The sequence below is a fragment of the Parafrankia sp. EUN1f genome (genome assembly GCF_000177675.1).
In the GTDB taxonomy this organism is placed as follows: domain Bacteria; phylum Actinomycetota; class Actinomycetes; order Frankiales; family Frankiaceae; genus Parafrankia.
Genome location: NZ_ADGX01000029.1, coordinates 48,202 through 74,669, shown reverse-complemented (window position 1 = coordinate 74,669; position 26,468 = coordinate 48,202). Strand labels below are relative to the sequence as shown.

Sequence of the window (26,468 nt, the reverse complement as noted above, 5' to 3'; positions counted from 1 at the left end):
GCGGCGGCCGCCGTGCCCGAGTGGCGGTCCATCGCGACCGCCGCCCGGCCGGACGCCGTCGTCCACCAGCGCTGTGACGGTGTCGGCCTCGCCGATCTGCGGGCGGTCTGTCCGCGCCTCGTCGGCCCGAGCGACCTGGGTGCCCCGAACGACCTGGGTGCCCCGGGCGGGCACAACGATGACGACGATGCGCTTCCCATCGTGTGTCCCGATCCCGTAGACGGATTCCTGGTCCTGTTCACCAGCGGCACCACCGGCGCTCCGAAGGCCATCAGCGTGAGTGAGGACGTCGTCGCCCGCCGGGTGATGGCCGTGACGGAGCGGCTCGCGTTCGGCTCCGACGCGCGGGTGTTCATGTCCGGTCTCCTCAACAACACGACCGGCGTCATTTTTTCCTTCGGCGCGCTGGCGCATGGCGCGACGCTGATCGTCCCGGACAGCCGGGACGTCTCCACCTGGCCCGCGCAGGTCGCGCGGTCACGTGCCAGCCACATCATGTTGCGTCCGGTGGCGATGGAGCGGTTCGTGGCGGCGGCGGGTGCCGGCGGCACGGACCTGTCCTGCCTGCGGGTCGTCGCCTACGGAGCGGCTCCGATGCCACATCGGCTGCTGGAGCTCGGCCGCCGGCTGATGCCGTGCGACTGGGTGCAGGGCTACGGCCTCAGCGAGACCTACGGCCCGTTCTGCTGGCTCGACGAGGCCGCGCACCGGCAGCGACGATTCGAGGACACCTACTGCGTCGGGCGGCCGGACGGCACCCTGCAGGTCCGCCTCGAGCCGCTGCCGGGCCATCCCGACGGCGTGGGAGAGATCGTCGTGCGCGGCGACATGATGATGGACGGCTACCTCGACATCACCACCGGTCGCCTCGACCCGCCGGGTTTCTGGCTGCGCACCGGCGACATGGGCGCCTTCGGCCCGGACGGCGATCTGCTGCTCAAGGGCCGTATCGGAAGCAGCGTGCTCAGCCAGGACGGCCACCGCATCTATCCGGAGGAGGTCGAGACCGTCCTCGCCGGCATGCCGGGTGTCGGTGAGGTCGTCGTCGTCGGCCTGCCCGGCGGCGGCGAGAACGATCACACCCGGACGCCGGTCGCCTGCCTGTGGGGGCCGGTCACCCACGACGGCCCGGCGGCGCTCCGCCGGGCGACGGCCGAGTTCCTGATTCCCCGGCTGAGCAGGGAGAAATGGCCTGATCTGCTCTACGCGAGCGCGGATCCGTTTCCCAAGAGCGGAAACGACAAGATCCTCCGTGCGGAGACCGAGCGGGCCATCGACCGGCAGGCGCTGTTCCCGCTCTGACGCGCCGCGTTCTGCTTCGCCGCCTCCGGAGGCCCTGCGCTCCGACCGCCCACTGTCGACCAGACCAAACCCGACCTGAGGGAGACCAGCCGTGCGATATCACGCCAGCCACTCCATCGTCTGCGACACGCCTCCAGAACAGGTCTACGACGTGATCCGCCGCAGTCGGGACTGGCCGACGCTGCTTGAGCCGTGCCGGTCCGTCACCGTCCTGGCGGAAGAGCCCGACGGGGAGCACATCGAGATCTCCGCGCTCGTGGGCGGCGAACCGATGACCTGGCAGTCCCACCGCCGGTTCCACACCGACCTGTTCGGTGTGTCGGCCACCGTCGTCGTGCCCATGCCGCTGGTGAAGGAGATGACCACCACGTGGCGGGTGATTGGAGTCAACGCCACCCAGTGCGTGCTGCTGCTGGAGCATGACTACGACCTGTGCGACGACATCGGCGGTCAGGTCGAGGGCGTGGCGACCCGTGATCAGGCCGAGCGGTTCATCGAGGCGGCGATCGACGCGAACTCCCGCACCGAGCTGGGCAACCTCCGTGGCGCGGCGCATCGGGCGGCGGCCGGGGCGGCGCAGGCGGATGGGGGAGACGCGATCGGACAGGACGGCTTCCTACGTCATTCGGTGGTCCTGCGGACGGATCCGGACACGGTGTACGGGCTGATCCGCTCGACCGACTCCTGGCCCCGCCTGTTCGCCGCCTGCGTCGGCACCTCGGTGCTGGAGCGTTCCGATGACCAGGAAACGGTCCGCGTCGAGGCGGAGCAGGACGGCCGGCCGGTCGCCTGGAACACCCGCCGCCGCTACGTCGACTCCGTGCGGCGGGTCGAGTACGACCTTCCGGTGCCGATGCCCTTCCTGGAGTCGATGCACGGTGTCTGGCGGGTCGTGCCGCTGGAGAACGGCCGCTGCCTGTTGACGGTGGACCGCCACTGGCGGCTGCTGGCCGACGTTCGCGGCATCCGTGACGGGATCAGCACCCGGTCCGAGGCCGCGGCGGTCGTCCGTGAGTTCGTCGACGGGAACACCGCCGCCGAGATGCTCGCGATCCGGGCCTTCGTCGAGGAGAACACCGAAGCGCTGGTGTCGTCGACCAGCCGCTACCGCCTGCCGCACAGCCCTGACCGGGTTTTCGCGCTGCTGGCCGACATCGGTGGCTGGCCGGCGATGCTGGATCATCTCGACTCCCTGGACGTGCTCTACGACGACGGCGCCCACCAGGAGTTCGCGATGAAGGTGCGACCCGCGCCGGCTACGCGGGCAGGGTCGGCCGGTGAGCTGGAGAGCATCCGCAGCGTCCGGCACTGTGACGAGCGGACGCTGTCGATCACCTACTTCCAGCCACAGCCACCGCCGGCCATGCTCCGCCATGCGGGCCACTGGCAGGTCCGTGGCACCGCGGGCGGCAGTGAGGTGATCTCGCACCACACCGCGGTCCTGGATCGCGACGCCTGTGCGGAGGTGTTCGGGACGCATGAGCTCCGGCGGCAGCGGACCCTGGTCGCCGACCTGCTGGAACGCAACAGCCGGGCGACCGTGGACGCCTGCGGGCGGGCTCTGGACCGCTCCGCCGGCCAGCCGTGAGCAGGGCCGCCCCGTCCGGCGGGACGGGAGCGCCCGGAGCCACCGCGGCGAACGGCTCCGCTGCCACGGCCGCGGCGCCTCGCCTCGGCGGCTCGTCAGACGTCCGGCGCGCACGTCCGGCGCGGGTTCCCGCCCCCGTGATGGAGGCATGCGGGTATTTCCTTCCCCGCCTCATGTTTCTGCAGGCCCGGTACGCACCGCAGATCCACTGGGGCGATGTCGCGCTGGCACTCGACGGCTTCGGGCTCACCGAGATCGATCTGGGCTCGGCCGGGTTCTGGGATGAGTGGAGGGCGCGATGGACCGCGCGGGCCGAGGTCTACGTGGCGGCGGCCGTGGCCTCGACCACTGCCGCCGGGCAGGCCCGTGCCTATCGGGGTGCAGCCGCCTGTTACCACTGGGCGGAGTTCATGGACTTCGGTGACCGGGCCCGCAAACTGGGCCTGCGCCGCCTCGTACGGACCTGCTTCGAACGCAGCCTGACCAGTCCCGATCCGGCTCAGGACGGCCTCAGCGGCCTCGGCGACCTGGGCGGCCTGGGCGGCGGCCTGCGCCGAGAGGCCAGGGCCCTCCCGGCGGGGAGCGTCTCCGCGGAACCGGTGCCGTACTGGCTCTACCTTCCACCGCGACGGGCGCGCGATGCCGATCGGCCGTTGGCCTGTGTCGTCCTGTCCAACGGACTCGACTCGATGACGGAGGTCGAGATCCTCTCGCTGGCGGAGGCGTACCTCGACCGGGGGATCGCGGCTGTGCTGTTCGAGGGGCCGGGCCAGGGTCTGGACGCCGGTCAGACGCCCCTGCGCGTCGATATGGAGAGCGTCGTCGCGGCGCTGCTGGATGCGCTGCGCGCGGACAGCCGCCTCGCGGCCGATCGGATGGCCTTTCTCGGCGTCAGCTTCGGTGGTTATCTCGCGTTGCGGGTGGCTCGGACGCTCGGGCCGTCACTGCGATGCGTGGTCAACTTCTCCGGCGGGCCGCGTATCGCCCCGTTTGCGACCCTGCCGCGCCGGCTGCGCGACGACTTCCGTTACACCTTCGGCGGCGGCGAGCCGCTCGACGACGACGACATGCAGCGCCGTTTCGACGCACTTGCGTTTCCGTCGGATCCCGCACCACATACCCGGGTTCTCAGCGTCCACGGCGCGCTCGACGACATATTCCCACTCACCGACCTGGTGGAGCTCGACCGGGCATGGGGTACCAGACACGAGTTGGTGACACACGAAAGCGAAGCACACGTGTGCCTGAATATGATCAACCTGTGTGGAATCGAGATAGCGGACTGGGTGGCACACCACCTGCGACCCGATCCGTGCTGAGTCGGATACCCCGCGACATGTTCCGTACCGCTGCCTTGCTCTGTCGGTGTGGTGCCCGTCCTGTACCGCCGCCCCGGAGGAGCTGGTGAACGTGAGCCCACCGAGCCAGCCCCTGCCCGCGTCGCCGTCGGCACCTGCCGCCGCGGTTGGTACCAGGGTGTGGCTCCGCTTCCGGATACCGGCGCGGCCGCCGTTCCGGTGGGGCCATTCCCTCGATTTCGTCAGCGGCTTTCCAGCCACCCGAGGCGAGCAGGTCGTCGCCGGCCCGCACCTGGTGAAGGCCTGGCGTATCGACGGCTGTTTGCTCCTTACCAGGATAGGCCCGTGGTCGGGCGACGACGAGGGACCGGGCTCCGGCCCGGGCTCCGGCCCGGGTACCGGCCCCGGCGGAGGCCCGGGCGTGGGTAGCGACAGTCCCGGTGTCGAGGTGACCGTCGCTGCGCCGCATTCGCCATCCGAGGATGTTCTCGACGCGCTTACCGACCGGCTGCGTTTCTACCTCTCCCTGGACGACGACCTGGCCGCCTTCGCATCGGCCGCGGCGGCCGATCCTCCTTTCGCCCGGGTGGAACACCGTTTGCACGGCTATCACCAGGTCAAGTTCCCCTCGCCGTACGAGAACATCGTGTGGGCGATCCTTGCCCAGCGGACCCCCATCACCGCCGCCCGTGCCGTGAAGCTACGGCTGATGCAACACCTCAACCCGCCGTTGACGGGCTTCGGGGCCGAGGTGACGCCGTTCCCAAGCCTTGACCAGCTCGCCGACCTCCCGCTGGACGTCCTCACCGGGATCCTGGGAAACAGCCGCAAGGCGGGGTACCTGTCGGGCTCGGTGCGGCGCCTCCGGGAGATCGAGGAGACGTTCCTGCGCACCGGCGACGTCGACGAGGTGGAGCGGTTCCTGCTGTCGCTGCCCGGAATCGGACCGTGGTCGGCGACGTTCGTCATGATCAGAGGGCTGGGGCGGATGGAGCGCCTGCCCACGGACACCGAGCTGCTCAAGGCCGGCCAGAGGGTGTATGGCGCGGAGGTGACCGCGCCGGACCTGGTTTCCCTGGCGGCGCCGTACGGCGCCCAGGCCGGCTACTGGGCGCACTACCTGAGGGCGGGCGGATGAGAGGGCTGGAAGGGGCGCCGGGCTCGGAGTGGGCCGAGGCCGACATGCCTCCCCATGCGGGTGCGGGCGAGATCGACCTGCAGGCACCGCCGGAGGACGGGGTCCGGAAGTGGCTCGTGGCCGCGGCGACCGAAGCCGAGGTCGCGGCACTTCCGCGCGACCATCCGGCGCTGCTCGCGGTGCTGATCACGGGAGCGGGCAAGACCGCCGCCGCCGTGGCTGTCAGCGCGGCGCTCGCCCGGCTCGACGACCCGACGTCGATCGGCGTGATCAACGTCGGTACCGCGGGCGGGCTGGACGACACCGGTGCCCGGCTGCGTTGGCCGAGCACGGCCTGGGCCTGGGACCTGGATGCCGCGAGCCTGAACGCCCTCGGCATTCCGGCGCGCGGCCAGCTCGCGCTGTCCGGTGGCGACGGAGCGGTGATCGCCACCGGCGACCGTTTCGTCGCCGGTGGATCCCTGCGGACCGCCCTGCAGGCGCGGGCCGCGCTGGTGGACATGGAGTGCTACGCGGTCGCCGCGGCCTGCCATGCCTTCGGGACGCCGGTTCGTGCCGTCAAATGGGTCTCCGATGCCGCGGACGAGTCGGCGTCGGACGACTGGAGCGTCGCGGTGCCGCGCGGGGCCGCCGTTCTCGCCGAGGCCACCGTCGACTTCCTCGATCGTTTTCGCCCAGACCCGGCCTGACTGGTCGGGATCGCTGGCATTCCCGCCGGTGACGGATATCCGACAGGAATGGACTGCGTTGTGTTGTTCTTGTGGCGAGCCGGCCGGCCGCAGGCACCGCTGAACCAGTAGCAGGAGTCCGACAGGCGGAGATTTTCCTCCATCCGACTATTCGATCCGATGGCCGCAGTTCAAGCACGGGCCACCCCGTTGACCAGAGCATTCTTCGGATCGATGCCCGGAGCAACGGCCAACACTCCACGATCCGCGGGGCGATACATCTACCACAGCCAAAGGTCGTCGCTCGTCGTTTGCGGCCACAACAACCTTCAAGATCCCGGATGCTGTGATCCGGGTCATGTTTGTCGAACATTTAGCGCTGGCGCGAGACTTACTCCGGCAATGCGGAGGAGCTAGGATCAACTTCGAGAGGAGGCTGGGATCCTGAACCACTCGGGGCTGGGTATTGTGGTCGATCGGAGATCTCGGGCGGGACCTTCTACATCGCTGTAGATGGTTGGCTGTCGACATCCGCGCGTCGCAGGAGATCAATGCGGTGCGGCTTCCCGTTCCCGTTCTCGTTCGGGGCCAGCGCCAGACGACCTCGCCGTGTGCGGCGTGCTCCACGCCCGGGCGATTACCTTCTCCGGCGGTCGGGAGCATTCAGCTGATTCCCCATGTCAGTCTCAGTCAGTCCCATATCTAGCGACACGAAGCCCGCGGCACCGCCCGCGCGCGTCGTGTCCGATTCGGACGGGGGCGATATGAAATTCAAGGTGCTCGGCCGTGTCGAGATCGCGAACGGCACCGCCTCGACGGCGCTCGCCAGATCGAAGATCGGCCATATGCTCTCGCTGCTCCTGGCGATGAACAACGAGACGGTGAGCGTGGACATGCTGATCGACGAGCTGTGGGGGGAGCAGGTCCCCCGCAGCGCGCAGGCCACGCTGCAGACCTACGTCTATATGGCACGGAAGATGTTCACCGAGAGTCTGCGGGTCCCGAACGCCCAACGCCTGCTGGTCACCCAGCCACCCGGTTACATGCTCGCGGCCGACCAGGAAGCGATCGACTCGGTCGTCTTCGAACGCCTGGTCCGGGAAGGCAGCGAGAGCCTGGAGCGGGGTGACCCGGAATCGACCGTCGTCACGCTCACCGACGCGCTGAAAATGTCCCGTGGATGCCCGTTCGCGGGCATGCCGACCGGGACGGCCCTCAAGGCGCACATCACGTATCTTCAGGAACTCCGCCTGACCGCTCTCGGCCTTCGCATCGATGCCCGAGAACAGCTCGGGCGGCACCGGGACATCATTCCCGAGCTACGTTCCCTGGTGGCCGAGCACCCCCTCAACGAGGGATTCCATGCCCAGCTGATCAAGTCGCTGCTGCGCTGCGGTCGGCGGGCGGAGGCGCTGCAGGCGTACCAGCGCCTCTGGCAGATCCTGGACGCCGAGCTCGGACTCCAGCCGACGCCCGAGGTCCAGCGGTTGCACCACGAGGTCCTTGGGTAGGTCGGGGCAGGTTCGGCCCGGCCCGGCGGGGCCGGGGCCGCGACCCCGGCGCGGCGCGGCACCGGATGACGACTTCCGGCGAACACGCAGTGTTCTTTTCGGATCGTTCGGGCAGGCCGGGTACGCCGGCCGCAGCGATCGCGCTGTCAGCGGCGCGCCCGATCCGCCCTCGGCGGTGCTCAGGCCAGGCAGGTCGGCAGACGCCCCCGGTTGTACTCCACCATCTCGGCGAAGACCGGCCCGACGTCCAGCGGCGGAGCGTCCGGCCCCCCGACCACTTCGGCGTACGCGCGGTGCAGGTTCCCGACCACCCGCTCCGGGTCGAGCAGGTGACCGAACTCGCCCGGACCGGCTGCGCGGGCGGCACGGCTGATCGACCAGCCGGCCGCGACCCCGTCGGCGGCGATCTGTTGAATCCACCGCAGGTACGCCGCGTTCTCGGCGAACACCTCCGGCCCGGCGACCGCTCCGTGCCCGCAGACGACAGTGGCCGGTTCGAGGGCGCGCAGACGTTCGATCGCCGTGAGCGATCCCGCCACCGAACCCATCAGCGTGAACGGCGTGCAGCCCGACAGGACGACGTCGCCGGTGAACAGGACCCGCTGTTCGGGCAGCCAGGCCACGATGTCGTTGCTGGTGTGCGCCGGCCCGACGTGGATCAGCTCGACGCGGTGCCGACCGACCGTCAGCGCGACCCGGTCGGCGAAGGTGAGCGTCGGGGCCGGCACCCGAAGGTCGCCCCAGTCGACGTCCGGCCACAGGCCGGTCAACGCGAGACCCGTGCTGGCCAGCTCCCCGGCAGCCCGCTCGTGCGCGATGATCTCGGCCGCTGGTCCGAACACCTGGTTGCCGAACGTGTGATCGCCGTGGTGATGGGTGTTCACCACCGTTCGGCGCGGCCCCGCGCCGAACCCGTCGACGGTCTCCCGCAGCCGTCGGGCCCGGTTCAGCGTGGCGAGCGTGTCGATGACGACGACCCCGTCGGGGCCGACGACCAGGCCCGCGTTGCTCACACACCACCCACCGGGCAGCTGGGTGTAGGCGTAGACGTCCTCGGCGACCTCGACCAGCTCTGATCTGGTCGAGGTCGCCGCTGTTGTCACGGCCGCGCCGCCACGGGGGCCGGGAGGTCGCCGGCCCCGGGCGCCCCGTTCACGAGGTCGAGCAGGTCACGTGGGGTCCGCATCTCGAAGATGTCGGCGTCGGGAATGCGTACGCCGTACTCCTGGGCGATGCGTGCGGCCGCCTCCATCAGGGCCAGGGAGTCATACCCGAGTTCGGTGAACTCGGTGTCCGCCAGGTCTGTCGAGGCCACCTCGGCGCTCGGTTCTCCGGCGACCGCCACCAGCAGGTGGCACAGCTCGTCAAGGGTCATGGCGGCCATGGACGTTCTTCCTCTCGTTGTCACGGTGTTTCGCTGCCCAGTCGCGGGCTTCGGCGGACGACGACGGCCGAGTTGAACCCCCACCGACCGCGCCCCAGCACCAGTGCATGGGCCAGGTCGGCTGGTCTCGGAGCGTCGCGCACGAGATCGATCCGGTAGCTGTCGGGCACCTTGGCGGTGGCAGCGGTCGGAGGGATCAACCCGTCCCGCATGGCCATCAGCGCGACGGCCACGTCGACCGGTCCGCCGCCCGAATACAGCCGGCCCGTGACCGCCTTCGGCACGGTGACCGGGACGCCGCACGCCCCGAACAACTCGGTGATGGTCTCGGCCTCGCCGCGGTCCAGCTCGGCGACGCCGGCGCCGTCGGCGAAGACCACGTCGACATCGGTCGGGCCGATACCCGCGTCCTCGAGCGCCAGCAGTGCCGCGCGGCCCAGCGCGGGCCGCCCACCCGACCAGGGCGGCGGGTCGAAGGTCGAGCCGTAGCCGGCGATCTCGCCGTAGAGATTCTGGGCGCCACGAGAGGCAGCGGTGCTGGCGTCCTCCAGGACCAGAATCGCCCCGCCCTCGCCTGGAACGTATCCGCGTGCGTCCGTGTCGAAAGGCAGATAGGCCCGATCCGGATCGGTGGCGGTACTCACCTGACCACCCGAGAGCTGGGCGGCCCATCCCCACGGGTCGAGGGCCGAGTCGGCCCCGCCGGTGAGCATCATCGGCGTCCCGCGCCTGACGGCCCGGCAGGCATGACCGATCGCGTCCAGCCCACCGGCCTGCTCGGCCACCAGCGCGCCGCTCGGGCCACGCAGCGTGTTGCGGATGGAGATCTGACCGGTGCTCACCGCGTAGAACCAGGCGAAGGACTCGTAGACGCTGACCGCCGCCGGGCCGGTCGTCCACAGCTTGCGGAACTCACGGTGAGTGAACTCGAAGCCGCCGCAGGCATTGGACGTGATCACACCGGTCTCGTAGTCGGTGTAGGTGCCCGGCTCGACCTTGGCGTCCCGCAGCGCCCAGTCCGCCGCGATCAGTACGAACCGGGTGGATATATCGGTCTGGACCAGCAGACGGCTCGGCAGCAGCTCCGCCGGGTTCAACCCGGTGATCTGGCCCGCGAGCCGAGCCGGAAACCCGGATGTGTCGAACCGGGTCAGCTCGGATATGGCAGAACGGCGATCACAGACGCCCTCCCAGAACGGTTCGAGGCCAAGACCGCCGGGCGCCAGTACCCCGATCCCGGTGACGACGACGGCGCTCATGCCGGGGCGCCCGTCGTGCGACGCAGCACCATGGCGCTCTGGAAGCCACCGAACCCGCTGCCCACCGTGAGTACGGCGTCCAGGCGCGCGTCGCGCGCGGTGATCGGAACATAGTCGAGGTCACATTCGGAATCACGTTCGTACAGGTTCGCGGTCGGTGGGATCACGCACCGGTCGATCGCCAGCGCGCAGGCGGCGATCTCGATCGAGCCGATCGCGCCGAGCGAGTGGCCGACCATGGACTTGATCGAACTGACCGGGACCCGGTACGCGTCGTCTCCCAGGGCACGCTTGTAGGCGGCGGTCTCATGCCGGTCGTTCTGCCTCGTGCCGGAGCCGTGCGCGTTGATGTAGTCGATGTGCCCGGGGCCGACACGAGCGTCGTCCATAGCCACCCGGATCGCCTCCGCCATCTCACGGCCGTCGGTCTTCAGACCGGTCATGTGATAGGCGTTGCAGCGCGAGGCGTATCCGGCCACCTCCGCGTAGATGCGCGCTCCACGCGCCCGGGCGTGCTCGTAGGATTCCAGCACCAGCACCGCGGCGCCCTCGGCGAGCACGAAGCCGTCCCTCGACCGGTCGAACGGCCGGGACGCATGCTCGGGATCGTCGTTCCGTGGAGTGGTCGCCTTGATCGCGTCGAAGCAGGCGACGACGATCGGGGTGATCGGGGTGTCCGCCGCACCGGCCAGCGCCACGTCGGCCCAGCCCTCGCGAATCAGCTGACAGGCATGTCCCACCGCGTCGATGCCCGATGTGCAGCCGTTGGAGACCATCGCCACCGGCCCCTGCGCGCCGACGGTCCAGGCGACTTCCGCCGGCATCCGGCTGGGTATCAGGTAGTCGAACATGTGGGGCGACACCGCGTCGTTGTCCACCACCCAGTCGCGACCGCCGTGCGAGACGGCGAGGTACTGCCGTTCCAGGCTGGTGGCGGCGGCGACGGCGCTGCCGATGCTGACGGCGATGGCGGTCGGATCCACGCGATCGACGTCCAGACCGCTGTCGCTCACCGCCTCACGCGCGCACACCACCGCGAACTGCGCGGCCCGGTCCATGCGCTGCGTCTCCTGCGCTGTCAGCCCGTCCACCGCCGGATCGAACGACGCCTCGGCGGCAACCTGCGAGCGGAAGGACGACGCGTCGAACATGGAGATCGTCCGGGTGGCCGTACGCCCGGAGGCCAGCATTTCCCAGAATGCCTCGCGGTCGCCGCCGCCCGGCGTCCGCACGCCAATTCCCGAGATAACGACGCGGCGGTTCACGTGCCCGCTCCACGGCCGCGACAACCAGACCAGGGAACCATCGCCAACCTTTCTTTCAGGCCCGGCCGTCCAGGGTGCGAGCTGCCTCCCCGGAACTTCTCCGTCCGGTGCCACACGGTAGGTTGACGACTGGTTCTCGAACATCGCTGAGCGCCCGGTCGCGCACGAATCAGACGATCTCCTCCGCATCATTGAGTGGAGATTGAGTACGGCCCCAGACCGCCCTGATAGGACGTCCTGAACACCTTTCCCACGCACGTCCAGGTATTTCGCGTTGGATGGAGGCAGCATGTCGTCGACACCGGTCGACCTCACGGGCAACGAGGCGGCGCAGGGGAGCGCCGCCGGGCCACCCCCGATATCGGAAGCGGCCGCGGCCGAGGACGTCGGACCTCTCGATCGCCAGGAGGTGGGTGCCGACGACCAGGTGGTGGGACGACACGTATGGCTCGTCTCCGGCGTGGTCGTCGTCGGCGCGTTCATGACGCAGCTCGACGGCGCCCTGGTGAACGTCGGACTGGCGACGGTGGCCCAGGACCTCGGCGCGAGCCTTTCGACCGCCCAGTGGATTGTCAGCGGGTATCTCCTGGCCCTGGTGATCGGCCTTCCACTGTGCGGCTGGGCCAGCCGGAGAATCGGAGCGGGGTCACTGTGGCTGTGGGTGCTCACCGGTTTCACCGTGACCTCGGCGCTGTGCGCGGCGGCACCGGACATCGGCTCCCTCGTCGCCGCGCGCGCGGCACAGGGGTTCGCCGGCGGTCTGCTCCTTCCCGCCGGTCAGACAATCATCGCCCAGGTCAGCGGCAAGAAGCTGATGGGCCGAGTGATGAGTACCGTCGGAATGGCGCTCGTGCTCGGTCCCGCGCTCGGACCGACAGTCGGCGGCCTGCTCATCGCGCATGCGTCCTGGCGGTGGCTGTTTCTGGTGAACATTCCGGTCGGCGCCGTGGGCCTGTGGCTCGGCCGCCGGCTCATCCCGCGCGGTGACCGGGCGCCAGGCTCGAACTTCGACCTCACCGGCTTCGCCCTGATCGGTATCGCCCTGCCCGCCCTCACCTTCGCGGTCAGCTGGTCCAGCGACCACCATGGACGGTCGCTGCCACTGATCGCCATCCCCCTGCTGGTCGGAGTGGTGGCGCTCGGAGCGTTCGTCCGGCGTGGCCGGCGCGTCCAGACGCCGCTGCTGAACACCCGTCTGCTCGCCGGGCGGGTGTTCGCCGCGGCCGCGGCGTCCAGCTTCCTCGCCGGAGTGATCCAGTTCGGCGCCCTGGTGATCTGGGCGCTCTACTTCCAGCTCGCGCGCGGGTACGACGTCGTCGAGACGGGCCTCGCGATGATCGGTTTCGCGGCAGGCGCAGCGGTGTTGCCGGTGGCCGGCCGGCTGACCGACCGGTTCGGCGGTGGCCCGGTGTCCCTCGCTGGCGGGTTGCTGACCACCATGGCGTTCGTTCCGGTCGCGCTGCTCCCCGACGGCATCGACATGATCGTCATCGAGGGCTGTCTGTTCGTGCTGGGTGTGGGCAACGCGCTGTCCGTGGTTCCGTCCTCCACCGCGGCGTACGTCGCGGTGGAACCGGCGCAGCTCCCGGATGCGGTCACGATGATCAATGTCTTTCTCCGGCTTGGTGGCGCCGTTGGTGCGGCCCTGCTGGTCACCGTGCTCAGCTGGGCCGCGGGCACCGACGCCACGGCGGCAGGCAGCACGGGGAGCGCGACCTTCCACGCGCCGTTCTGGTGCCTGTGCGCGCTGTCGGGGCTGTTCGTCGCCTCGGCGAGCTGGCTGGTGGCATCCACGGGGCGGCCGGCCCGGCAGTGATCAGACGGAGGTGATCCGGCGGACCGCCGCCGGCTTCGTTGTCCTCGGCACGGGTCACCCGAGGGGGCGAAGCCGGCGGCGGCCTCGCGCACACCAGCGGCGAGCCGGGCGGTCGAAGTCCTGGGGGGCTCGAGAACACGATGAGCCCGAAAAGTTCCCGTCGAGGCGGACATGACGGGCCACCGCGAAGAATCAGGCCGTTGCTCCGCCGTCGACGCTGATCACCTGACCGGTGATCCATCTGGCGGCGTCACTCACCAGGAACGAAACGACATCGGCGACGTCCTGAGGCTGGCCCGGGCGCCCGAGGGGTGACGGATGGACCGGCGCTGGCCCGCCGCCGGCCGCCCCGCCGCCGGCCGCCCCGGCGCCAGCCGATGTCTGGCCAGGCGATGGCAGGCCATCGGACGCCGTGCCAGCCGGGTCCGCCGGACCGATGCGCAGCGAGTTGACCGTGATGCCGCGGGTGCCGAACTCCTTCGCGGCGACCTTCCCCAAGGTCTCCCTTGCGGCCATACTCGCCGCGAAGGCCGCCGAACCCGCTGTCGGAGCCGCCACCACGGTGGAGGTGAGGATGACGATCCTTCCCCACTCGGCGAGGCGGCTGCTTGCCTCTCTCAGCAGGTGCACCGTGCCGCGTACGTTGACTGCCAGAGCCTGGTCAAGGACGTCGGTCTCCAGTTCGGCCACCAACCGTGCCGTGCCGTCGGTGGGACTGCTGACGAGGAAGTCGACCCGCCCGTAGTCGGCGAGCACCTCGTCGAACAGATCAGCGACCTGGTCGGCCCTCGTCAGGTCGACCTGGTGCGTGCTCGCCGAGCAGCCGGCGGCCATCAGCTCCGCCACGAGATCGCGGGCCGCCGCCGCGGCGGCGGTGTGGCAGGCGACGACCACATGATGACCGTCGGTGGCGAGACGCTGGCAGATGGCCGCGCCAACATCGTGTGTGCCGGCGGTGACGACGGCCACGTTCCCGGTGAGCTCCACGCCCCACGACACCTTCCGTCAGGTCGGACTATCCGGCTTCGCGGTCAGTGCCGGCGGGCTGGACGTCGCCGGCTCCGCCCGCGGAATCCGAGGTGGCTTCGACACCGAAGTTGGCCAGCCTGCGCAGCTCCTCCATGAGAGGAACGGAGGCGTCGCCGAAGAAGGCCGCGTCGGCGTCCTCGACGACCTTGAACGCCCGCAGCGCCAGGGCGGCTCCCGCATCGGTCACCACGATGACCTTCGCCCGGGTGTCCCGGGTGTCGGGACGCCGTTCGACCAGCCCGCGGCTTTCGAGGCGGCGGAGCACCTCGGAGGTCATCTTCACGTCCGTGGCGGCCTGCGCGGCGATGGTGACCTGGTTGGGCTGCTGGCCCTGCTTGTTGAGCCACCATGCGCACGCCAGCAGCACGAACTGAACGTGGGTGAGCCCCAGCGGCCCGAGTGCGTCGGCGACGGAGCGCTGCCAGCGCAGAGTGGTCCGCCAGAGGAGAAAACCCGGGCTGTCGGCGGGGCCGCCAGCGAACCGGGTCACGGTGTGGGTGTGCCCTGGGGGACGCTCCCGGAAGACGCGGCGGCGAAGAGGTCGGCCATGGCCTCCGGGAAGTCCTCGCTGATCTGCGGACCCAGCTCCGGCCCGACGTCGTCGGATCCCGGGCCGCTGATCTCCAGGTGGTGCGTGACCTTCGTCCGGCCCGGCTCCAGCGGGATGAGCACGTGCCGGAACAGCAGGGTCAGCTCGCCGAACTGGGTCTGGTCGGCATAGACCTTCGGCTCGTCAAGCTCGACGATCTTCGACCGGAACGTGTCCTGGCCGGCAGGGGTCACCGAGAGCTCCGTGCCCACGACGAACGGGCCGTGGAGCTCGAAGGTGTCACTGCGATCGCTCAGTTTCACGCCCGAATGCAGGTCACGCAGCGCGGCCCAGACCGCCTCGGGGGCGGCATCCGCAACGGCGCTGTACTCGGTGGTCCACATGGCTGTCCTCTCGTCGATTGACTATGCACAGATTATCTGTGCGTAGATGGTCGAGACAAGGATTATGTCGTCCTGTCGAGGGCGAGAGTGTCGCAGCCCGTGTGTGATGGTCAGCGTCAGATCAGTGGCGTGCGCACGACCTGGGTGTCGACGAGGACCTGGAGACCGGCCCGGTGCTGGCCGGCCGCGAGCGTTACCGCCAGGTCCGCGACCGGCTCGCCGCGCGGTCCTCCGTCTGGGCTCGGTGGACGTCGCCGCGGCTGTCCGGGTCGGCCGCCGCCCGCGCGCCGTCCCGGTCGGCCGGTGGAATGCGGCGCGCGGCCATGCGCGGGTCGGTCGCGTCAATGGTCCGTTTATGGATGATCTGCGCGGCCCGGTGCCGGCGGTGGAGCCCGGTTTCGACCATTTGCTACTTCCCGCGTTCGAACGGTATGGCGGTTTTCGGGGCCATGACGCCGTTGGGGGGCACGAATTTGCCGTTCAGGTCGACGTATCCGGAGTGCTTCGTCGGTATCGGTAGTGCGGGGTCTGGGCAGGGCGTGTCCGTGCCGTACCCGCAGATGCCGCCGTTGAGGTAAGAGCGTTTCTGCACGTCCTGGGGCCAGGGGTCGGTGTGCAGGCCGATCCACTGGGCGGGGAGGTTGTAGAAGGTGAAGAAACAGGCGCTACTGGCGGCGAAGATGGCGAGGAAGCGGACGGACTGCCGCCGCACCGCGCCGCCGCGGATGGCCTCAAGTCCGCGTTCGGGTATGGTGCGGCCCTGGTCGTCGGTGAAGAACCGCAGGCAGCACAGGCCGGTCTGAACACCACCCCACATCAGCCCTTCGTAGAGCGGGTACTGGTGATAGGTGCCGGCGAAGAGCGAGACGGATCGGATCGCGCCGGGGTAGCTGTAGAACCCGATCGGCATCAGGATCAGGCCCTCCATGACGACGTCGAAGAGGAAGCAGATCACGAAGGTGATGCCGATCAGCCGCGGGCTGCTGATGCCTGGCCACCGGGTTTTGATCTTGCGCATGGCTGCGCAGAGCGAAATCGTGAGGACCAGCACGCCCCAGGTGTACCCGGGCACGTTCGTCAGGATGGGGGCCGGTACCTGCCGGCCTGGCGCCTCGGGGGAGATCCAGCCCGGGATGAAGTGGGACCAGGAGCCGCGGTTGAACAGCCAGGTGTTGTAGACGCACCAGGTGTTCGTGTAGTTCAGCAGCGGGTCCTGGAAGCCCATCAGCCCGAGACTGGCCAGCAGCATCCCGTCCAGGGTGATCCGGCGCTCGCGTAACCATGGCCTGACCAGGAAGAACCAGATGGCGATCGGCAGGCCGATCCACATCGCGGCGGCGTCCACCACCAGCGGGATCTTCATGTACAGCGGGGGGTCGCTCGGGCCCTGCGGGACGCGCGCGAAGTAGGGGCTGGTGACCCAGCGGATCCACACGTAGAGCTGAACCAGGAGTAGGACGCCCCCGACCGCTGACCAGACTCGGACGGCGTTGCGGGGCCGCGGGCCTTTCACCGACTCTGGTCCCGGCGTTCGCTGGACCTCGGCCAGTGGTGGACCGGACGCCACCGACTGATCGCTCATGACACTGCCTCCATCAGTCCCACAACCGGTCCACTTAATAGATCGACCGATCGATTCATTTTCGAAGTGTGTCGACTGCCCGTCGGAGAGTCAAGATGGTTGTCGTCGGGCTGGTTATGAGAGGAGCGTGGTGGTGCCGGAGACCGCATCGACGCTGGGACGGCCGGTCGGCGCCCGGGGTGAGGACACCCGCCGCCGGATCGTCGCCGCGACCATGCGGTGCGTCGCCGAGATGGGATACGCCCGGGCGACGATTCGCGAGATCGCCCGGGCCGCCAACATCACCAGCAGCGTCCTGTACCACTACTTCCCGAACAAGGTCGAGATCGTCAAGGCGGCGTACGTCGACGTCAGTGCCGCTGCGATGCCGGGGCTGCTCGAATCGGCCGAGGAGCCTGGCGGACTCGTCCACAGGCTGGTCGCGGTGATGCACCGGGGCGGCGAGATCGTGAAGGAGTACCCCTACGCTCTCGCGTTCGACCGGGCGGTGCGCGCGCCCGGCGTCGCGGACGCCGAACTGGCGAGCATGGGAGAGACGATCTTCGCGTCGTTGCGCGGTCTCGTGGAGGAGCTGGTCTGGCAGGCCCACCGCGACGGCGAACTGAACCCCGACGTGACACCGCCGGCAGCCGCCGAGGCTGTGTTCGCCCTCATGCGCGGGCTCTACGACCACGCCTCCCTCGCGACCCCCGACAAGTTCGCCACCACCGTGCACGCGGTCGAGCTGCTGCTGCTCGGAACCCTGATGACCGGCGGGGACCGGGGCCCGAGTACGACGCCGAGGGGTCCCGCTACATCACCTCGCTCGCCCTAACTGTCGACGCCGGGCGGCGTCGCGCCGGCCTTCGACGTGGCGGCCCTGCCGGCGTTGAGGCGGGCGAGGATGGAGACGAAGTCGTCAGTGTTGAAGGATTGCTCCTCCGCGTTCGTGGCGTAGTCCAGCGTTGCGAGGACGGCCCGCTCCAGGTGGATGTTCAACATTCGCTTTGTCGACTCCACGGCTTGCTGGGGGAGGGAGGCGATCGTCTTCGCGCAGTGCAGCGCATCGGCGAAGGGATCGGCTACGACGTGGTTGGCCAGGCCCATTGCCAGCGCTCTCTCAGCCGGGATCTTCGCGCCGGTAAGCGCGTACTCCTTCGCCCAGTGCAGGCTGGTGTGCAGCGGCCACGTCAGCGGGCCCCCATCGGCCGCCACGAGGCCGACCTGTACGTGCGGATCCCTGAGGTAGGCCTGCTCGGCCATGTAGACGATGTCTGACAGTGCCACCAGGCTGCATCCGAGCCCGGCTGCCGGACCGTTCACAGCAGCCACCACCGGCAGCCGACAGCGTGCCATCCCCAGAACCAGGTCACGGCCGTGCATGAGGGTCACCCGTCGCAGGCGCGGATCCCGGCGCAGCCGTTCCAGGTAGGCGAAGTCGCCGCCCGCCGAGAATGCCCGCCCGGCGCCCGTCAGCACCACGGCGCGGGCGTCGAGGTCCTCGTTCAGTAGTGTCCATACCCGGGCCAGCCCGAGGTGCAGCTCGTGGTTGACTGCGTTGAGCTTGTCCGGCCGGTTAAGCGTAATGATCCGCAGGGGCCCGTCTGCTTCGACGTGGACCTCGTCGGGCAGGTCATACATTCAGTGCTCCTGTCGGTGTCGGCGTCCGATCACCGGCTGCCGAGGGCCTCATATCGTTTGGAAAACTGGATTGGGGAGCTGGTCGCCATGCCTCCCGCAGAATGCGGGGACACCGGGAGGCCGGCATTCCTACGCTCTCTCCGCAGGATGCCATCCGTATCTCGGTTGGCTCACCTAGACCAATGCGGGCGTAGAGCTGCCGATGCGTGATCGCAAGTGAACGGCTGATACCAGCCGTGGACCTCGGCGATTTTTGCCGGGGATGGCCTGCGCGGACAGTACGATCATCTGCGTCCGCCGCCCGGTGACCGCTGCCTCGATGGCCGCCGGACGATCCCTCACCGCCTTGGCCCTCATCCGGATCAATCTCCCGGACCCGCACCCGGGCCGCCACACCACGGCCATTCCCACCCGCCGAGGGATCCCTGGAGTATCACGCCTTGACTAACCGGGTGAACCCCGACGCGCGCACTGATGCCTGTGCGCCGGAAGACGCCAGGCGGTCGTAGCCCTTGGTCGCCGACGAAGAGGGCACGTCGTGCCGCCCGAGCGATTGCCGCAGGTATTTCGCCTGCCGTGCGCCGCGTCGGCGGGAGCCAGCAAAACAGTGTCCCCCCACCAGGGTCGTGGCATCGGCTGCCCTGGCCCTGGAACCCGGGCTCGTCAGGCGGCCGCCGCACGACACCTACCCGGTCATGGGCTGCAGGCGTATGACCGCTGCTCAGTGCTGACCAGCGAAGGCATCGAGTCCCGCGTCACGTGCGGAAGCCTCGTCGACGATCTCCTTCCAGTGGCTGACTATCTCCTCCGCGGTCGCGAGGTCGGTGTCGGCCGTCCAGCCGGCGTTGCGGGTGATGCCGAACCGGCCGTACATGCCACCCCACGAGTACAGGACCTCGCCGGTGACCGGGCAGGTCGAGTGGGTGAGGACGGGGATGATGGGGCTCACCCGTTCGGGCCTGAGGGCCGCTGCCGCCTGCTCGTTGCGCACGAGATCAGCGCTCGAGTCGGCGTGGAAGGTGGCGGCCTCCACCATCGCGAGGTGCATCCGTGTGCCGAGCGCGCCGGGCGCGACAATGTTCGCCTTGATGTTGTGGGTCGCGCCTTCGAGGGCGATGGTGCGGGTCAACCCGAGGAGTCCGGACTTCGCGGCCGCGTAGTTGGCCTGGGCATGGGACCCCAGCAGACCCGCACTCGAGGTGATCGCGACGATTCGGCCGCCGCCGCCTGTCCTCATCACCTTGTATGCCGGGTGAACGACCCGCATGACGCCGCGTAGGTTCACATCGATCACGTCGTCGAAGTCCGCAAGTGTCATCTCGTCGAACGGCTTGTCGCGCAGGATTGCGTGGTTGGCCACCACCCCGTCCAGCCGACCCCATTCGTCCATGGCCTGCTCGGTGAGGCTGGCAGCACCGTCAACTGTCGCGACCGACGCGGTGTTCGCGACAGCCTCGCCGCCCGCTGCCTTGATCTCGGCGACAACGGATTGTGCGAGACCGGGGTCGCTGCCGCCGCCGAACGGGTGACCGCCGAGGTCGTTGACCACCACTCGTGCCCCTCGTCGTGCGAGTTCCAGCGCATGGCAACGGCCCATACCGCCACCGGCTCCGGTCACCACGATGACGTCGCCGTCAAAGCTCAGCGTGCTCACTTGTTCTCCTCCTCGCGTCCTGCGGTACCCAGGCCCGGTCAGGGCCGGGCTGCCGCGCCTTCGGTCTGCCGCGGAGACTAGACGCATCCTGGCACCGGGTGCCAGGGAATTGGCTCACCAAAACCAGTGCTGCAGCCAGCACTATGGCACCGGGTGTCATCTCTGGTTAGAGTGGCTGGCGTGTCAGAGTCCGGAACGCTCAGCGGCCCGCCGTTACGGGAGGCACCCGACGTCGGCGCGCTCACTCTTGGCCGAGTCCTCACCGATCAGGCAGCGGCATTTCCCGGTCACGAGGCGCTGGTCTTCGACGACCCGTTGTTCGACGGAACGGTGCGTTGGACCTATCGCGATCTCGCCGACCAGGCCCGGCGGGTCGCGAAGGCGCTCATCGCGTCCGGCACCAGCAAGGGCACGCACGTCGGGATCCTTATGGGAAACCGCCCCGAAGCCGTGGCCTCGCTGTTCGGGGTGGCGCTCGCCGGGGCGGTCGCCGTGCCCCTCTCGACCTTCTCGCCTGGGCCCGAGTTGTCCTACCTGATGGCCCATTCCGACGTGGCTGTGCTGCTCGCGCAGACATCGATGGGGCGCCGCCGGTTCGCCGCCGACCTCGTCGAGCTCTGCCCGGCCGCGTCAGGCGCGGGGCAGGTCTGGGACCCCTCCTACCCCTTCCTCCGCCACGTCGCGGTATTCGGGCCCCCAGCGGAGTCCGGAGGCCTCCAGAGCTGGGACACCTTCCTCGACCGCGGTAACGCGGTGAGCGACGTGTTGCTCAATGCGGTCGAGGATCAAGTCGACCCGTCCGACCCTGCGACCATCATCTACAGCTCCGGGACGACCGACCGCCCCAAAGGGGTTCTCCACGCGCATCAGGCGGTCGCGCTGCAGTGGTGGATGCAGGCCAGGCTCTTCGGGCGGGACTCGGCTACGCGGGTCTGGAGCCCTCTCCCGCTGTTCTGGACGGCAGGTCTCAACGCCGCGATGGGAGCGACGATAGCGGCGGGCGGAACGTGGGTCATGCAGGAGCGGTTCGAATCGGGCCAGGCCCTGCGGCTCCTGGAACGAGAACGGGTGACCGAGCCGCACGCCTTCGCTCACCAGGCGCGGGCGCTCGAGGAGGATCCCCGCTGGCCGGACACCGATCTCTCGTCATGTACCAAGGTTTTCGGTAAGTCCGTGTTCACCCGCCACCCGACGGTCAGTGGCGACGTGACCTGGAACATGCCCGTCGGCTACGGCATGTCGGAGACCTCGTCGTTCTTCACCGGATTCCCGAGCGACACACCGCGGGAAAAGCTACGGGGTGGTTCCTACGGGCGTGTGCTTCCGGGAAGCCAGCTGCGAGTGATCGACCCCGGGACAGGCCAGGTTCTCGGGGTCAGGGAACAGGGCGAGATCATCGTTCGTGGGCCGACACTCATGGAACGGTATGTGAAGCGAACGCGCTCGCAGTGTTTCGATCTCGAAGGCTTCTTCCACACCGGAGATCTGGGCTTCTACGACGAGGATGGCAACGTCTATTTCTCTGGTCGCCGCACTGAGGTGATCAAAACGGGTGGTGCGAACGTGTCCCCAGCGGAAATCGAGCTCCAACTCCACGCCTTCGAACCCGTCAGACTCGCACGAGTGATAGGTATCCAGGACGACCGCCTGGACCAGATCGTGGTTCTCTGTGTCGAGTTGAAAGACGGATCGGAGGCCACAGAACAGGAGATAACCTCGTTCCTGCGGGAACGGTTGGCAAGCTACAAGGTGCCCAAGAAGGTTATTTTTTTGCCGACGGTGAGATCCCGCTCAACCACAGCGGAACCAAGGTGCAGGATGCTCGACTCTCCTTGATGGCAAAGGATCGACTGAACCTGTGACAAATACCGTGGCCGGCATTTTGCGGTCCGAGGATCTTTTTCACACCGGCATCGTCGTCGATGACCTTGACGCCGGCAGAGAAGAACTCGGCTCTGCGCTCGGCGTGACCTGGTATGAGGGCGGTGCCAACGTGCGGCTGCGCACCTGCGAGGGGACGCGCGCGGTCTCCACCGCCTACGTCCTGTCTCGAGAAGGCACACACCACATCGAACTTGTCCAGTCCATCGAGGGAACGCTGTGGACGGCCGTGGCCCCGGGCCACGCTCATCACCTTGGCTACTGGGTCGACGACCTGGCGGCCGCGACCGAGGCCCTGGAAGCGCTCGGGTGGATGTTCACTGCGTCGATCGCGCTCAGAGACGACCGGCCGCCGATGTGCACCTATCTGCGTGCGCGCGGCGGGCTGTATGTGGAGATCGTCGACCGAGCCCTGCTGCCGGTGCTGCTTCCGGCGGACTGACGACCCGAGGTCCCCAACGGGTGAAGGAGGAGCGAACGTGACCACATCAGACGCGCTGTCCCAGGAACGCGCGCCCGACGGGATTGCCCGCGGCCAGCACTTCTACCAGCGGTTGCTGGATGCGGAGACGCGTCCGGTGCCGGAGAGCCTGCGTGCGGTCTCGGCTGGCTACACGGAGCCGGGAGGTATCGCGCCGACGCGCTACTTCGACCCGGAGTTCCATCGGCGCGAGGTCGACAAGGTCTGGGGCCACACGTGGCAGATGGCCTGCCGGGAAGAGCAGATCCCCGAGGTCGGGGACTCGATCGTCTACGACATCGCCGACTGGTCACTCATCGTCCTGCGCGCGGCACCCGATGACATCAGGGCTTATCACAACTCCTGCCTGCACCGAGGAACACAGCTGCGCACGAAAGGGGGACCTCTGAGTAACATCCGGTGCCCCTTCCACGGATTCACCTGGAACCTCGACGGGACGCTCAGCGAGATTCCCTCGGCATGGGACTTCCCCCACATCGACCGAACCGGCTTCTGCCTTCCCCAGGCCCAGGTCGCGACGTGGGGCGGGTTCGTCTTCGTGAACATCGACCAAGACGCGGCCCCCCTCGGCGAATACCTCGAGACCCTGCCGTGGCACTTCGCGCGGTGGCCGCTGGAGGACCGCTACCTCAAAGCTCACATCGTGCGTGTCATGCCCTGTAACTGGAAGGTTGCGCTGGAGGCGTTCATCGAGGCCTACCACACCATGGCGACACACCCCCAGCTGTTGCCGACGGCGGCTGACTCGCTGAGTGAGTACGACGTCTACGGGCAACACGTGAGCCGAATGATCACTGCTGTCGGTGTGAGCAGCGACCATCTCGAGGATCCGCCCGACGACGTCGCCATCGTGCGCAGGATGCTGGGCTCACGCGACGCCGAGGTCACCATCGAACCGGGAGCGAACGCGAGGAGCACCCTCGCCGCGCGGGTGCGAAAGTCGCTGGCCGCACGCACCGGGCGCGACTATTCAGCCGTGAGTGACGCGGAGCTCCTCGACGGGATCGAGTACCTCCTCTTTCCGAACTTCATGCCCTGGGCAGGCCTGCTCACCTCGTTCGCGTACCGGTTCCGGCCCCATGGCAACGATCCCGAGTCCTGCGTGATCGACATCATGGTCCTGGAGCCGCTGCCCGAGGGCGGCGTCCGGCCGCGCCCCGCGCCGACGCGGGTTCTGCGCGACGACGAAAGCTGGACCAGCGCGCCTGAACTGGGGGTGTTCGGTCGTGTCTTCAACCAGGACGGGGTGACGATGGGACGCATCCAGCGTGGCCTGCGCGCCTCGGTGGCCGCCAGGACCACCCTGGCGCTCTATCAGGAAAGCCGGATACGGCACTTCCACGCCACGCTCGATACGTATCTGACGTGACCATGGGCCACCCGGAGCCCAGGCGGCGCGCAGCCGCGACCGGCGCGTTCTGATGGACGTTCGATACACCGCTGAGCAGCGGGCACTGTGCCAGGCCGCGCGCCGTGTGATCGATCGGCTCGGGTCACGGGCGGTTGCCGATCTCGCCGACGAGAGGAGGGCGGCCGCGCTCGACGAGGCCGTCGAGAGCTCGGGATGGCGGGAGCTACGCGCACCCGACGATCGCGGCGGCCCCATTGCGTCGGGGGTCGAAGTCGCCATCGTCGCCGAGGAGCTCGGGCGCGGGCTCGCGGACGCGCCGTTCCTCGGGCCGACGCTGGCCATGGAGCTCCGGCGTCTCGCGCGAGCTTCGCAGGCCGTTGACCGCGAGACGGTCGGCCTGCGCCGCAACCTCGCCGCCCTAGCATCGCCGGGTGAGCCGGCGCTCGCGATCGACGCCCGCGACGCCGGGTCGGCGTTGCTGCTCGCCGCGGATGGCACCCTCGTCGCCGCGGGGCTACACGAGAAGGCCGGTTCGATCGACCTCACCCGGCCGATGGCGCTGATCCCGAACACAGAAGCGGTCACGGTCGGGTCGCTGACGGAAGCCGACCGGCAGCGCTGGACCGCCCTCGCTCTCACGATTACCACGGCCGACCTCGTCGGCTCGATGAGGGGTGCGCTGGATCTCGCCGTGACCTACGCCGGGCAGCGCGTCCAGTACGGGAAGCAGATCGGCTCCTTCCAGGCGGTGGCGCACCTGCTCGCTGACGCTCTCGTCCAGATCGAGGGTGCGCGGGCAGCGCTGCTGTACGCGGCGTGGGGCGTCGACTCGCTTGCCCCGCCGGATGCCGTCGCGGCCGCCGCCTCCGCCAAGGCCTACGCCGCGCGCGGCGCACGGCTGGTCTGCGAGACCTGCATCCAGGTGCACGGCGGCATCGGGAACACCTGGGAGTGCCTCGCGCATGTGTACCTGCGTCGCACCCTGCTCGCGACCGACGTACTCGGTGGCGTCGGTCCCAACCTGGCGCGCGTGCTCGAGCACGCCGGCCTGGGAGGTCATCTCTGATGGACTTCGCCGACTCGGCCGAGGAGGCCCGGTTCCGCGTGCGGCTGCGGGCCTGGCTCGGCGAGAACAACCCGCATCTGCCCGCCTCGTCCACCTCGGACGAGTACTGGGAAAAGCAGCCCGAATGGCACCGGTCTCTGTATCGAGCCGGGTTCTTCGGGCTTTCGTGGCCGGTCCGCTACGGTGGCCACGACAGGCCGACCGTCTATGACGTGATCGTCGACGAGGAGCTCGCGGCCGCCCACGCGCCGCCGCGCCCCAACCTCGGCTACCTCGTCCAAGCGATCTGTGCGCACGCGAACGACGACGTCAAAGACAGGTTCCTCCCCGATCTGATCAGCGGACGGGCGCGCTGGTGCCAGGGGTTCAGCGAACCCGACGCGGGCTCCGACCTCGCGTCCCTGCGCACCCGGGCTGTGCGCGACAGTGACCAGTTCATCGTGACCGGTCACAAGGTCTGGACGAGCTACTCGGACGTGGCCGACTGGTGCCTGCTGCTGGCCCGCACAGATCCGGACGCGCGCGGCCACCGGGGCCTGTCCGCCTTCGCGATCCCGATGAACCAGCCGGGCATCACCCAACGACCCCTGAAGATGATCAGCGGCGTGGCCCGCGAGTTCGGAGAGGTCACGTTCGACGCCGCGGTCGTCCCGGCGGTCAACATGATCGGCTCGTCCGGCGACGGGTGGGCCGTCGCGATGACCGTACTGGCGCACGAACGCGAACCGCAGGAGCTGGGCAACGCCAGCCGCTACCGCAAGACCGTGAAGCAGTTGCAGAAGTTCCTGCGCGACGATCCCGCGGGCTACGACGCGGAGCAGTTCCGGCAGCTCGCGTGGGCGATCGTGGAGTCCGACATGCTGGCGCACCTCGTCAGCCGGCGGCTGTCTGAGCGCCTCGACGGCCTGGATCATGGCGTCGAGGGCTCCATCGACAAACTTCTCATGACCTCGGTCGAGCAGACCGTGGGCCACGCGGCCGTCGACATCGCCGGGGCCACCCACGACGAGGTCGGGGCCAGCATGCTTGCCACGTACCTGTACAGCAGGGCTCAGAGCGTCATGGGCGGCACGGCCCAGATCCAGAGGAACCTCATCGCCCACCGCGTTCTGGGCATGCCGAGATCCTGATCGACCGTCGAGCCCGCTCGCGGTCGGGCTCGACGGCGACGACGATCAGGCCAGACCGGCCACATCTGTGACGGATGTTCCCTTCCCCGTGGGTGCCGGCCGGGTCGGGTCGTGGGGCATGCCCGAGTCCGCGCCGCCGTGACGACGGAGGAATGTCATCTTCCGGGTGACGAGGCGCCAGCCGTCCGCGGTTCGACGGTAGGTGTCGCTGTACCAACCCATGCGCATCCGGTGGTTGGTCTGGTCGATGAAGAGAAGGGGAACCTCGCCCGTTCCGGAGTCACCGTCGAGATCGAGCACAGGTGCTCCGGTGAGGAACAGGCCCTTCGGCGCGGCCTCGACCAGCCGTGGCCAGTCCGCGAGGCTGTACGTGTCACCGAACGCGGAGTAGCTCCCGTCCGGAGTGATGAGATGCTCGATGATGTGGTGAATATCGCCCTGGGACATTTTGAGCGCGTACACAGCACACAGGTGGATGATCTCAGCGGCATCGTCCGTCGGCGGTGTCACCA

General features: G+C 68.9%; 25 protein-coding genes. 13 read left to right on the top strand and 12 right to left on the bottom strand.

Annotated features, from left to right (window positions below):
* The 6 genes from FREUN1FDRAFT_RS11515 to FREUN1FDRAFT_RS11490 form a co-directional block, all read left to right on the top strand.
* Positions 1–1,302, top strand: a 1,302-nt coding sequence (locus tag FREUN1FDRAFT_RS11515; protein WP_006540207.1) for a class I adenylate-forming enzyme family protein, incomplete at its 5' end; no start/stop codon positions are given.
* 91 nt (positions 1,303–1,393) lie between these two features.
* The gene (locus FREUN1FDRAFT_RS39685; RefSeq protein WP_006540206.1) at positions 1,394–2,890 is read left to right on the top strand and encodes an SRPBCC family protein; all 1,497 of its coding nucleotides are present in this window, start codon (positions 1,394–1,396) and stop codon (positions 2,888–2,890) included.
* A complete protein-coding gene (locus FREUN1FDRAFT_RS11505) occupies positions 2,887–4,209 on the top strand; it encodes a S9 family peptidase (protein WP_006540205.1) in 1,323 nt (440 codons plus the stop codon). Before FREUN1FDRAFT_RS39685 ends, FREUN1FDRAFT_RS11505 begins: the two co-directional genes overlap by 4 nt.
* Before the next feature lie 91 nt (positions 4,210–4,300).
* Positions 4,301–5,326, top strand: a complete 1,026-nt coding sequence (locus tag FREUN1FDRAFT_RS11500) for a DNA-3-methyladenine glycosylase (RefSeq protein WP_006540204.1) — start codon at positions 4,301–4,303, stop codon at positions 5,324–5,326.
* Positions 5,323–6,015, top strand: a complete 693-nt coding sequence (locus tag FREUN1FDRAFT_RS11495) for a nucleosidase (protein ID WP_006540203.1) — start codon at positions 5,323–5,325, stop codon at positions 6,013–6,015. Before FREUN1FDRAFT_RS11500 ends, FREUN1FDRAFT_RS11495 begins: the two co-directional genes overlap by 4 nt.
* 743 nt (positions 6,016–6,758) lie before the next feature.
* Complete coding sequence (locus FREUN1FDRAFT_RS11490) at positions 6,759–7,505, top strand: AfsR/SARP family transcriptional regulator (protein ID WP_006540202.1); 747 nt, start codon at positions 6,759–6,761, stop codon at positions 7,503–7,505.
* A 179-nt stretch (positions 7,506–7,684) separates the two neighbouring features.
* On the opposite strand, the gene FREUN1FDRAFT_RS11485 is transcribed toward FREUN1FDRAFT_RS11490, so the two are convergent.
* The 4 genes from FREUN1FDRAFT_RS11485 to FREUN1FDRAFT_RS11470 are packed head-to-tail and all read right to left on the bottom strand — an operon-like array spanning position 7,685 to position 11,413.
* A complete protein-coding gene (locus FREUN1FDRAFT_RS11485; RefSeq protein WP_006540201.1) occupies positions 7,685–8,608 on the bottom strand; it encodes an MBL fold metallo-hydrolase in 924 nt (307 codons plus the stop codon).
* Positions 8,605–8,889, bottom strand: a complete 285-nt coding sequence (locus FREUN1FDRAFT_RS11480) for an acyl carrier protein (protein WP_006540200.1) — start codon at positions 8,887–8,889, stop codon at positions 8,605–8,607. The genes FREUN1FDRAFT_RS11485 and FREUN1FDRAFT_RS11480 overlap by 4 nt, the downstream gene beginning before the upstream one ends.
* A 20-nt stretch (positions 8,890–8,909) precedes the next feature.
* Positions 8,910–10,148, bottom strand: coding sequence for a ketosynthase chain-length factor (locus FREUN1FDRAFT_RS11475; RefSeq protein ID WP_006540199.1), 1,239 nt, complete (start codon positions 10,146–10,148; stop codon positions 8,910–8,912).
* On the bottom strand, positions 10,145–11,413 hold the full coding sequence (locus tag FREUN1FDRAFT_RS11470; protein ID WP_006540198.1) for a beta-ketoacyl synthase: 1,269 nt from the start codon (positions 11,411–11,413) through the stop codon (positions 10,145–10,147). The genes FREUN1FDRAFT_RS11475 and FREUN1FDRAFT_RS11470 overlap by 4 nt, the downstream gene beginning before the upstream one ends.
* A gap of 289 nt (positions 11,414–11,702) precedes the next feature.
* On the opposite strand from FREUN1FDRAFT_RS11470, the gene FREUN1FDRAFT_RS11465 reads away from it, so the two are divergent.
* Entirely contained in the window at positions 11,703–13,229 is a 1,527-nt protein-coding gene (locus tag FREUN1FDRAFT_RS11465; protein ID WP_006540197.1) for a DHA2 family efflux MFS transporter permease subunit, read from the top strand.
* A 192-nt stretch (positions 13,230–13,421) separates the two neighbouring features.
* Here the strand turns inward: FREUN1FDRAFT_RS11465 and FREUN1FDRAFT_RS11460 are convergent, their stop codons facing one another.
* From FREUN1FDRAFT_RS11460 to FREUN1FDRAFT_RS11440, 5 genes are all read right to left on the bottom strand, one after another.
* Complete coding sequence (locus tag FREUN1FDRAFT_RS11460; protein ID WP_006540196.1) at positions 13,422–14,216, bottom strand: SDR family oxidoreductase; 795 nt, start codon at positions 14,214–14,216, stop codon at positions 13,422–13,424.
* A gap of 28 nt (positions 14,217–14,244) precedes the next feature.
* Positions 14,245–14,748 (bottom strand): MarR family winged helix-turn-helix transcriptional regulator, encoded by a 504-nt coding sequence (locus tag FREUN1FDRAFT_RS11455; RefSeq protein ID WP_006540195.1) that lies wholly within the window; start codon positions 14,746–14,748, stop codon positions 14,245–14,247.
* Entirely contained in the window at positions 14,745–15,191 is a 447-nt protein-coding gene (locus FREUN1FDRAFT_RS11450) for an SRPBCC family protein (protein ID WP_006540194.1), read from the bottom strand. The genes FREUN1FDRAFT_RS11455 and FREUN1FDRAFT_RS11450 overlap by 4 nt, the downstream gene beginning before the upstream one ends.
* A gap of 193 nt (positions 15,192–15,384) precedes the next feature.
* A complete protein-coding gene (locus FREUN1FDRAFT_RS43705) occupies positions 15,385–15,597 on the bottom strand; it encodes a hypothetical protein (RefSeq protein ID WP_006540193.1) in 213 nt (70 codons plus the stop codon).
* A 3-nt stretch (positions 15,598–15,600) separates the two neighbouring features.
* Positions 15,601–16,773, bottom strand: a complete 1,173-nt coding sequence (locus tag FREUN1FDRAFT_RS11440; protein ID WP_006540192.1) for a spirocyclase AveC family protein — start codon at positions 16,771–16,773, stop codon at positions 15,601–15,603.
* Positions 16,774–16,906: 133 nt separating this feature from the next.
* Here FREUN1FDRAFT_RS11440 and FREUN1FDRAFT_RS11435 point away from each other — a divergent pair, with 133 nt between their 5' ends.
* Complete coding sequence (locus FREUN1FDRAFT_RS11435) at positions 16,907–17,587, top strand: TetR/AcrR family transcriptional regulator (RefSeq protein ID WP_006540191.1); 681 nt, start codon at positions 16,907–16,909, stop codon at positions 17,585–17,587.
* Here the strand turns inward: FREUN1FDRAFT_RS11435 and FREUN1FDRAFT_RS11430 are convergent.
* A complete protein-coding gene (locus tag FREUN1FDRAFT_RS11430; RefSeq protein ID WP_006540190.1) occupies positions 17,584–18,393 on the bottom strand; it encodes an enoyl-CoA hydratase/isomerase family protein in 810 nt (269 codons plus the stop codon). The genes FREUN1FDRAFT_RS11435 and FREUN1FDRAFT_RS11430 overlap by 4 nt on opposite strands.
* Positions 18,394–19,114: 721 nt before the next feature.
* Positions 19,115–20,047: an SDR family NAD(P)-dependent oxidoreductase gene (locus tag FREUN1FDRAFT_RS11425; protein ID WP_006540189.1), complete on the bottom strand. Its 933-nt coding sequence runs from the start codon at positions 20,045–20,047 to the stop codon at positions 19,115–19,117.
* 126 nt (positions 20,048–20,173) lie between these two features.
* Between FREUN1FDRAFT_RS11425 and FREUN1FDRAFT_RS11420 the strand changes: the two genes are divergently transcribed.
* The 5 genes from FREUN1FDRAFT_RS11420 to FREUN1FDRAFT_RS11400 are packed head-to-tail and all read left to right on the top strand — an operon-like array spanning position 20,174 to position 25,956.
* Positions 20,174–21,883: a class I adenylate-forming enzyme family protein gene (locus FREUN1FDRAFT_RS11420; RefSeq protein WP_157474647.1), complete on the top strand. Its 1,710-nt coding sequence runs from the start codon at positions 20,174–20,176 to the stop codon at positions 21,881–21,883.
* A gap of 22 nt (positions 21,884–21,905) precedes the next feature.
* On the top strand, positions 21,906–22,370 hold the full coding sequence (locus FREUN1FDRAFT_RS11415; protein WP_006540187.1) for a VOC family protein: 465 nt from the start codon (positions 21,906–21,908) through the stop codon (positions 22,368–22,370).
* 37 nt (positions 22,371–22,407) lie between these two features.
* Positions 22,408–23,778 carry an SRPBCC family protein gene (locus FREUN1FDRAFT_RS11410; RefSeq protein ID WP_006540186.1) on the top strand — a complete coding sequence of 457 codons (1,371 nt, stop codon included), beginning with the start codon at positions 22,408–22,410 and terminating at the stop codon, positions 23,776–23,778.
* 52 nt (positions 23,779–23,830) lie between these two features.
* Positions 23,831–24,826, top strand: a complete 996-nt coding sequence (locus FREUN1FDRAFT_RS11405) for an acyl-CoA dehydrogenase (RefSeq protein WP_006540185.1) — start codon at positions 23,831–23,833, stop codon at positions 24,824–24,826.
* The gene (locus FREUN1FDRAFT_RS11400; RefSeq protein WP_006540184.1) at positions 24,826–25,956 is read left to right on the top strand and encodes an acyl-CoA dehydrogenase family protein; all 1,131 of its coding nucleotides are present in this window, start codon (positions 24,826–24,828) and stop codon (positions 25,954–25,956) included. Before FREUN1FDRAFT_RS11405 ends, FREUN1FDRAFT_RS11400 begins: the two co-directional genes overlap by 1 nt.
* Positions 25,957–26,001: 45 nt before the next feature.
* On the opposite strand, the gene FREUN1FDRAFT_RS11395 is transcribed toward FREUN1FDRAFT_RS11400, so the two are convergent.
* The gene (locus tag FREUN1FDRAFT_RS11395) at positions 26,002–26,466 is read right to left on the bottom strand and encodes a nuclear transport factor 2 family protein (protein WP_006540183.1); all 465 of its coding nucleotides are present in this window, start codon (positions 26,464–26,466) and stop codon (positions 26,002–26,004) included.
* Between the last annotated feature and the right edge of the window lie 2 nt (positions 26,467–26,468).

Excerpts from the sequence above, each read along its gene's own strand:
- FREUN1FDRAFT_RS11495 (WP_006540203.1), top strand. The coding sequence starts at position 5,323 with ATGAGAGGGCTGGAAGGGGCGCCGGGCTCGGAGTGGGCCGAGGCCGAC.
- FREUN1FDRAFT_RS11490 (WP_006540202.1), top strand. The coding sequence starts at position 6,759 with ATGAAATTCAAGGTGCTCGGCCGTGTCGAGATCGCGAACGGCACCGCC.
- FREUN1FDRAFT_RS11480 (WP_006540200.1), bottom strand. The coding sequence starts at position 8,889 with ATGGCCGCCATGACCCTTGACGAGCTGTGCCACCTGCTGGTGGCGGTC.
- FREUN1FDRAFT_RS11475 (WP_006540199.1), bottom strand. The coding sequence starts at position 10,148 with ATGAGCGCCGTCGTCGTCACCGGGATCGGGGTACTGGCGCCCGGCGGT.
- FREUN1FDRAFT_RS11465 (WP_006540197.1), top strand. The coding sequence starts at position 11,703 with ATGTCGTCGACACCGGTCGACCTCACGGGCAACGAGGCGGCGCAGGGG.
- FREUN1FDRAFT_RS11450 (WP_006540194.1), bottom strand. The coding sequence starts at position 15,191 with ATGTGGACCACCGAGTACAGCGCCGTTGCGGATGCCGCCCCCGAGGCG.
- FREUN1FDRAFT_RS43705 (WP_006540193.1), bottom strand. The coding sequence starts at position 15,597 with ATGGTCGAAACCGGGCTCCACCGCCGGCACCGGGCCGCGCAGATCATC.
- FREUN1FDRAFT_RS11440 (WP_006540192.1), bottom strand. The coding sequence starts at position 16,773 with ATGAGCGATCAGTCGGTGGCGTCCGGTCCACCACTGGCCGAGGTCCAG.
- FREUN1FDRAFT_RS11430 (WP_006540190.1), bottom strand. The coding sequence starts at position 18,393 with ATGTATGACCTGCCCGACGAGGTCCACGTCGAAGCAGACGGGCCCCTG.
- FREUN1FDRAFT_RS11405 (WP_006540185.1), top strand. The coding sequence starts at position 23,831 with ATGGACGTTCGATACACCGCTGAGCAGCGGGCACTGTGCCAGGCCGCG.
- FREUN1FDRAFT_RS11400 (WP_006540184.1), top strand. The coding sequence starts at position 24,826 with ATGGACTTCGCCGACTCGGCCGAGGAGGCCCGGTTCCGCGTGCGGCTG.